Origin of the sequence: Actinomadura rugatobispora (assembly GCF_042656285.1) — a bacterium.
Lineage (GTDB): Bacteria > Actinomycetota > Actinomycetes > Streptosporangiales > Streptosporangiaceae > Spirillospora > Spirillospora rugatobispora.
In genome coordinates, this window is the sequence record NZ_JBHSON010000121.1 from 24619 (window position 1) to 31511 (window position 6893).

Below are 6893 nucleotides of genomic sequence, written 5' to 3' on the forward strand. Positions count from 1 at the left end.
CGCCGGCATGGCGGAGACGCGCCCCCGGCGCAGCGTGGATTGCCGGTTCGTGACGCTGGGGTGGCCGGCGACGGCGATCGCGTGCGTCCCGGCCGCGTGGTTCCTCTTGATCTGGCTGTCGGGCTGGGAGGATTCCGGCCCCGGCATCGTCCAAGGCGCGAGCAAGAACCCGCTCTACAGCGGCGCAGCGTTCGCGACCGACCGCCGATGAGCGAGCGCGGGCGACCGACTCGGGGCGGCGTTCACAGCCCGGAATTCGAAGCCTTCGGGTGCGAGGGATCGGCCGCCGCGATCCATCGCCAGGAGATCCTCATCGACGCCCTCGGCGACGGCCACGTCCAGTTCGACATGCACGACGGCGTCATGACCGTGGGCGGCGACCGCACCTTCCACGGCACGACCCTCCTGGGCAGTTTCTCCCACCTCCCCCGAACATGGCTGTGGCTGTGGGAGAACCCCCACTTCGACCTGACGCTGCCCGCGTTCAGCCGCGTCCGCGAGATCCGCGAGTTCGGGCGGCGGCGTCGGATCCCCGAGTTCGCCACCGGCCACCAGGACTTCTCCGGCTTCCCCGACCCCTACCAGGCCGCGACCACGATGGTCATCGCGGCGGCCGCGCTGCTGGGCGGCAACGGGGTCCACGCGTACCGCGTCAACGACGGCCAGGGCTCGGCCTTCCTGCACGTCGACGACCCGCGACTTCCCGCCGACGCCTTCCCCCGCCTCGACGCCGCCCGGCTCATCATGCGGGCCATCGAGGTCTTCCCCGCCGACCACCGCCGGGTCGTCCGCGGCTTCGCCGCCCACTACGGCTTCAGGATCAGGGAGTCCGGCGCCGTCATCGACGGCCGCCACGCCGACGGCCACGGCCTGACCGCCGGTTTCACCGCCGACGGCCTCCTCGACCACGTGACCGTGAACTGAACCCCCGGCCGCACGGACCCTCATGCGGCGCGAGGACACTGGAGGGATGTCGTACAGCGAGCTGGAGGCCGAGCCGCGCTGGCACAGGACGGGGCACAGGTACTTCCCCGCCGCCGCCGAAGTCGACGGCCGCTGGTGGGTCCTGCGGATCAACGCTTTTCCCGATCACCCACTCTGGACACTGTTCGTGGACGGCGTCAGGTGCTTCGACATCGACGACACGCCGTCCACGTGGGGCGAACCGCTGGATCCAACGGCCTCGGCGCTGGAAGTCCGCACCGCGCAGGCCGTCCTGAACCCTCTCCGGCACTTCGCCGCCTACGCCAGCGAAGTGGGCGATCCTTGCGACAACCACTTCTGCTGCGATCCCCGTCTGGACGACGACCGGGAGCATTGGGACGGATCTGCCTGACCCGCCCCCGGTCACAGCGCGTGCCCGCCGGCGACCTGCACCACCTGGCCGGTGACCCAGCGGGCCTGATGGGAGGCCAGGTACACGACGGCGTCGGCGATGTCGCCGGGTTCGCCGACTCTGCCCATCGGCACGATCGCCGTCGCCCGCGCGAGGACGTCCTCGTCCATCCAGCCGGTCTGGACGGGGCCCGGGGCGACGGCGTTCACCCGTATGCCACGCGCGGCCAGGTCCAGTGCGGTGGATCGGGTGAGGCCCTCCAGCGCGGCCTTCGACGTCCCGTAACCGGTCTGGCCGGGGAACGCCCGTGCGGCGTCGGTCGTGATGTTGACGATGGACAGCGGCTCACCGTCGTGGTGCAGGCGTGCCACCTCGGCCGTGAGGAGCGCCGGGGCGATGGCGTTCACCCGGTAGTGCCGTTCCAGCGAGCCGTGGGTCAGGGTGTCGAGGGTGTCGGGCGTCTCGCAGTGGGCCGCGTTGTTGACCAGGACGTTGATCGTGCCCAGCCGGTCGGCGACCGCGGCCACGAGCCGGCGCGCGGCCTCGGGCTCGGCCAGGTCCGCGCTGATCGCGAAGGAGCCGTTGCCGAGCTCGTCCGCGAGTTCGCGGGCCGCGCCGGTGTCGGGCGTGGCGTGGGCCCACTCGGCGTTCCCGGGCGCCGGAGCGTCCTGCGCGAGGTGGTGAACGGCCACGCGTGCGCCCTGGGCGGCGAAAGCGCGGCTGATGGCCGCGCCGATGTTGCCGGCGCCTCCGGTGACCAGGACGTTGCGGCCGGCAAGGCGGGGATCGATCATCGTGTCTCCTCAGGGGTGCGCTCAGCGGGGTGATCGGAAGGCACGGCGGACCGCGGGCCGCCCCGCACGTCAGGGACGACGCGCACGCGAGCGGAGCCGGAGCACTGAGATCGATGAACCGAGGGACCTGATCGGCTCGGACGCTTCACCTCGCGGGGCCGGAGGCCGCGGACGCGGGGACAAGATCAGGAACCCATGCGCCGATGCTACACGAACGCGCCTCCCCGGCCGCTGGGACGGGCGCGCCGCCAGGCGGACTCGCGGAGCAGCCGCAGGCCGTTGAGGCCGACGATGACCGTGGAGCCCTCGTGTCCGGCGACGCCCAGCGGCAGCGGCAGGTGCCCGGCCAGGTCCCAGGTCACCAGGACGATGATGAACGCCCCGGCGATGGCGAGGTTCTGCCGCACGAGGCGCTCGGCCCGGCGCGCGAGGGCCACGGCCGTGGGGATGGCGGCCAGCTCATCGCGGACCACCACCGCGTCGGCGGCCTCCAGCGCCAGGTCGGAGCCGGCCTTGCCCATGGCGACCCCGCAGTGGGCCGCCGCGAGGGCGGGAGCGTCGTTGACGCCGTCGCCGACCACCATCACCCTGCGCCCCGCGCTCTCCATCTGCCTGACGGCGGCCACCTTGTCCTGCGGAAGCAGTCCGGCGCGCACGTCGGTGACACCGGCCTCGCCCGCCTGGCGGACGGCGGCGCGGGACGAGTCGCCGGTGAGCAGCACCGGCCGGGTCCCCGTCAGCGCCGCGAGGGAGGCGACGGCGGTCGCGGCGTCGGGCCGCAGGCGGTCGGCGATGCCGAGCACCCCGGCCGGACGGCCGCCGACGGTGACCAGGACGGCGGTGCGGCCCTGGCGGTCCAGGTCGGCGGCCGCGTTCGCGGCTTCGGCGGTGCGTTGCCCGTTCAGGCCGGACAGCAGCCGGTCCGGGTTGCCGACGCTGACGTCGACGCCGTCGACGGTGGCGCTCACGCCGCGGCCGGGGACGGAGACGAAGTCCTTCGCCGCGGCAGGCTTGAGGCCGCGCTGATGGGCGGCGCCCACGATGGCGCGTCCCAGCGGGTGCTCGCTGGGGTGCTCGGCCGCCGCCGCCAGCGCCAGCAGATCGTCACCACCGAGTCCGCTCCCCGGCAGCGGGCGGATGTCGACGACGCGTGGCGTGCCCTCGGTGAGGGTGCCGGTCTTGTCCAGGGCGACCGCGTCGACCCGCGCCAGGCGCTCGATGACGACGGCCGACTTGATCAGCACGCCGTGCCGGCCCGCGTTGGCCATCGCCGCCAGCAGCGGCGGCATCGTCGCCAGCACGACGGCGCACGGCGAGGCGACGATCATGAAGGTCATCGCCCGCTCCAGGCTGGGGCCGAGCGCGGCGCCGAAGGCCGGCGGAACCGCCAGCAGGCCGAGGGTGGCGGCCACCATGCCGATCGAGTAGCGCTGTTCGACCTTCTCGATGAACAGCTGGGTGCGCGCCTTGGTCCGTGACGCCTCCTCGACCATGGACACGATGCGGGCGATGACCGAGTCCGACGGGTTCCGGCCGACCCGTACCCGGAGCGCGCCGGTGCCGTTGAGGGTGCCCGCGAAGACCTCGTCGCCGGGCCGCTTGGCCACAGGCAGCGGCTCGCCGGTGATGGTGGCCTGCTCGACGTGGCCGGTCCCGTCCAGCACCCGTCCGTCGGCGCCGATCCGCTCGCCCGGGCGGACGAGGATCACCTCGCCGACGGCGAGCCGCTCCGTGGGCACCCTCTCCTCGCGTCCGTCTCCGGTGAGGCGGGTGGCGGTGTCCGGCGCCAGATCCAGCAGGCCGCGGACCGAGTCGGCGGTGCGCGCGGTGGCGACGGCCTCCAGGGCGCCCGAGGTGGCGAAGATGACGATCAGCAGCGCGCCGTCCAGCACCTGCCCGATGGCGGCCGCCCCGAGCGCGGCGACCACCATGAGCAGATCGACGTCCAGCGTCCGATCGCGCAGTGCCCGGATGCCCTCCCGGCCCGGCGTCCACCCGCCGGTCGCGTAGACGAGGGCGAACAGAGGGCCCCACGTCCACGCGGGCGCGTCCAGCAGGTACAGCGGCAGAGCGGCGAGGAACAGCGCCAGGGCGGCCGCGGCCCACCGCGCCTCGGCCAGCGCGAGGACGCGTGTGCGGTGCCGTGGAGCCGCCGCTTCACCGGTTCGGGGCGGAGCGGGCGTGACGCGCGTGGAGACCATGGCCGGGGTCCTTCGTGAGCACACGGGCAGGAGGCGCGCCCACTATACAGGAATAGATGAACATGTCTTCATGTAAAAGGGGCTGCGGATAGACTCACGCCATGGGTCATGCAGCCGCCAAGGCCGACAGCGTCGACAGCGCCGTCCCGCGCAAACCCCTGGACGCGGCCAGCGCCGCCAAGGTGGCCACCACCCTGCAGGCCCTCGCGACCCCGTCCAGGCTGCTGATCCTGGCCCGGCTGCGCGAAGGCCCGCTGCCGGCCACCGAGCTCGCCCACGCCGTGGGCATGGAGCAGTCCGCCTGCTCCCACCAGTTGCGGCTGCTGCGCAACCTGGGCCTGGTCACCGGCACCCGGCAGGGCCGCTCAGTGGTGTACGCCCTGTACGACAACCACGTCGCCGAGCTCCTCGACCACGCCCTCTACCACATCGAACACCTGCAACTGGGTCTCACCGAGACTCCGCGACAGGCCACCGCCGCCACCGCGAAGCCGGGCGAGTACTGACGCCGCCTGCCGCGCGCCAACGATCTACGGATGGCCGGCGGGCGGCCACAGGCGGGGGCACAGGGCAGGATCGGCGTAGTCGGGCGAGCCGTCCGGCCGGAGCGCGACCAGCCGGTCGATGTCGTGCGCGGCGCCGACCCCGCCGGGGACGTGCCGGTTGTCGCCCGGTTGCAGGTGGACGGCGATCGACCGGCGCGGCCCCGAGCCGCGGTTGGGACCGCTGCCGTGCAGCGTCCGGCAATGGTGGAAGCTGACCTGCCCGCGTTCGAGCGTGGCGCTGGCGACGCGCAGATCGTGCCTGGCGGCGAAACGCTCGATCGCGGCCAGATCCTGATCGAAGAAGCTGAGATCGGCCTGCTCGCTCCAGCGGTGGCTGCCCTGGACGAACATCACCGGCCCGTGGGCCTCGGTGATGTCGTGGAACGGTACCCAGGCGGTCAGCATCTCCCGGCTGGAGCAGACGCGCCAGTAATGGCGGTCGGCGTGCCAGCCGACGTTGCTCCGCCGCCCCTGGCCGACGGGTTTGTGGAGGAGTTGGTCGTGCCACAGCCGGATCTCCGGCACCCCGGCGAGCCGGGCGGCGCACGCGGCGATGACGGGCTGGTGGACCAGGAGCGCCAGTTCCTCGACCCGCAGTGAGGCGAAGTCGTTCTTGCGCAGCACGTCGCCGTCCGCGGCACGCCATCCCCACAGGCTCCCGTCGGGGTCGCCGGGCACTCCGTGGTCGACGTCGCCGGCGTGGTGGCGGCGCATGCCGCGTTCGGCGGCGTCCAGGACCTCGTCACCGAGGATCGGCGGGGAGATCCAGTACCCGTTCTCGCGGTAGAACGCCACATCGTCATCGGTCGGCAGCGACGTGAAGGGTAGGTTCGCCATGCCCGGGACGCTATGACGACCGGCCCTTCCGTCGCGTGCACGATCCCCGGACGCCTGTACATAATTCGCGGGTGTCCATCGACCGGCCCGCTGGACTCAGCGCCGGATTCCACGCGCACCTGCGGCGGGCGGGCGTTCCCGGACTCGTCCACGCCGGCGACCAGCACGCCCCCACCAGCTGGGTGATCCAGACCCATGTCCACGACGTCTGGGAGCTGTACCTCCAGCTGGCCGGGCCGCCGACCCGGTGGACCGTGGCCGGCCGCGCCTGCGAAGTGCCGTCGCGCGGCCTGCTGGCGGTCCCTCCAGGCGTGCCGCACGCGATGGCTGCCTCGTGCACGGCGCCCTACCACTTCTATTTCGCCGCCCTCGCGCCCGCCGCCTTCATGCCGCCGGACGACCTGCGCCCCCTCTGGCGGGAGAGCCGGCCGTTCGTGATCACGGACGCGGGGTCGATGGTCACGCCGTTCGAGCTGTTCCTGCGGGAGGTCACCGCACACGAGCCGCTGCGCGTGTCCGGCCTGGCCCACACCGCCGCCCTGCTCGTGATCGAGGCGTCCCGGCTGGCCGACGGGCCGCGGCCGGGCCGCCGTACGGCGCTGCACCCGGCCGTCGCCCAAGCCCGGCGGCTCATCGAGACCCACTTGGCCGACGGCCTGACGGTCGGTGAACTGGCCGCCGCCACCCATCTGTCGCCCGCGCACCTCACCGCACTGTTCCGCGGCGAGACCGGCGAGACCCCCGGACGGTACCGGACCCGCCTGCGCATCGAGCGGGCCCGGCTGCTGCTCGGCGAGACGGACCTGCCGATCACCATGCTCGCGGCGGATCTCGGCTACTCCTCGTCCCAGCACTTCGCGACCGCCTTCCGCCGTGAGACCGGCACGACCCCGTCGCGCTACCGGCGGGACGCCACCGCCTGAACGCCCGCTCTCGCCGCCCGGGGGCATCACCGAGATCGCCGGCGCCACCGGTTCACCGGCTGGCCGCCACCGCCCGCTGGGCGCGATCGCGGTAGCCCTGGAGCTTCTCCGAGGGGGAGATGACGCGGTGGCTGCGGGACTGGACGGACACGTCGTGTCCCTCGGCGGCCTGCCGCAGGGCGCCGACGGTGGCCTTGTCGCGGGGGATGTGGGTGAAGGGGTCGAAGGAGTACCAGCGCATGGCGTTCTGGTGGGTC

9 protein-coding genes are annotated in these 6893 nt (G+C 73.2%); 5 read left to right on the top strand and 4 right to left on the bottom strand.

All coding sequences use genetic code 11. The annotated features are described in order from the left end of the window. Positions 1 to 7: 7 nt before the first annotated feature. From ACFPZN_RS49775 to ACFPZN_RS49785, 3 genes are read left to right on the top strand one after another with little or no spacing between them, the layout of a single operon-like run. Positions 8 to 211: a hypothetical protein gene (locus ACFPZN_RS49775; protein ID WP_378291121.1), complete on the top strand. Its 204-nt coding sequence runs from the start codon at positions 8 to 10 to the stop codon at positions 209 to 211. Continuing rightward, positions 208 to 924 (top strand): DUF6882 domain-containing protein, encoded by a 717-nt coding sequence (locus ACFPZN_RS49780; protein WP_378291123.1) that lies wholly within the window; start codon positions 208 to 210, stop codon positions 922 to 924. The genes ACFPZN_RS49775 and ACFPZN_RS49780 overlap by 4 nt, the downstream gene beginning before the upstream one ends. A gap of 22 nt (positions 925 to 946) precedes the next feature. Continuing rightward, entirely contained in the window at positions 947 to 1336 is a 390-nt protein-coding gene (locus ACFPZN_RS49785; protein ID WP_378291125.1) for a hypothetical protein, read from the top strand. An 11-nt stretch (positions 1337 to 1347) separates the two neighbouring features. On the opposite strand, the gene ACFPZN_RS49790 is transcribed toward ACFPZN_RS49785, so the two are convergent. Together ACFPZN_RS49790 and ACFPZN_RS49795 are read right to left on the bottom strand one after the other, a co-directional pair. Further along, entirely contained in the window at positions 1348 to 2130 is a 783-nt protein-coding gene (locus ACFPZN_RS49790; protein ID WP_378291127.1) for an SDR family NAD(P)-dependent oxidoreductase, read from the bottom strand. Between the two features lie 206 nt (positions 2131 to 2336). Next, positions 2337 to 4331 (bottom strand): heavy metal translocating P-type ATPase, encoded by a 1995-nt coding sequence (locus tag ACFPZN_RS49795; RefSeq protein WP_378291129.1) that lies wholly within the window; start codon positions 4329 to 4331, stop codon positions 2337 to 2339. Positions 4332 to 4432: 101 nt separating this feature from the next. Between ACFPZN_RS49795 and ACFPZN_RS49800 the strand changes: the two genes are divergently transcribed. Further along, positions 4433 to 4837, top strand: a complete 405-nt coding sequence (locus ACFPZN_RS49800; protein WP_378291131.1) for an ArsR/SmtB family transcription factor — start codon at positions 4433 to 4435, stop codon at positions 4835 to 4837. A gap of 24 nt (positions 4838 to 4861) precedes the next feature. Here the strand turns inward: ACFPZN_RS49800 and ACFPZN_RS49805 are convergent, their stop codons facing one another. Next, on the bottom strand, positions 4862 to 5713 hold the full coding sequence (locus ACFPZN_RS49805) for a phytanoyl-CoA dioxygenase family protein (RefSeq protein ID WP_378291133.1): 852 nt from the start codon (positions 5711 to 5713) through the stop codon (positions 4862 to 4864). A 71-nt stretch (positions 5714 to 5784) separates the two neighbouring features. Here ACFPZN_RS49805 and ACFPZN_RS49810 point away from each other — a divergent pair, with 71 nt between their 5' ends. After that, positions 5785 to 6636 (top strand): helix-turn-helix domain-containing protein, encoded by an 852-nt coding sequence (locus ACFPZN_RS49810; protein WP_378291135.1) that lies wholly within the window; start codon positions 5785 to 5787, stop codon positions 6634 to 6636. 52 nt (positions 6637 to 6688) lie between these two features. Here ACFPZN_RS49810 and ACFPZN_RS49815 read toward each other — a convergent pair. After that, positions 6689 to 6893, bottom strand: a 205-nt coding sequence (locus tag ACFPZN_RS49815; RefSeq protein ID WP_378291137.1) for a hypothetical protein, incomplete at its 5' end; no start/stop codon positions are given.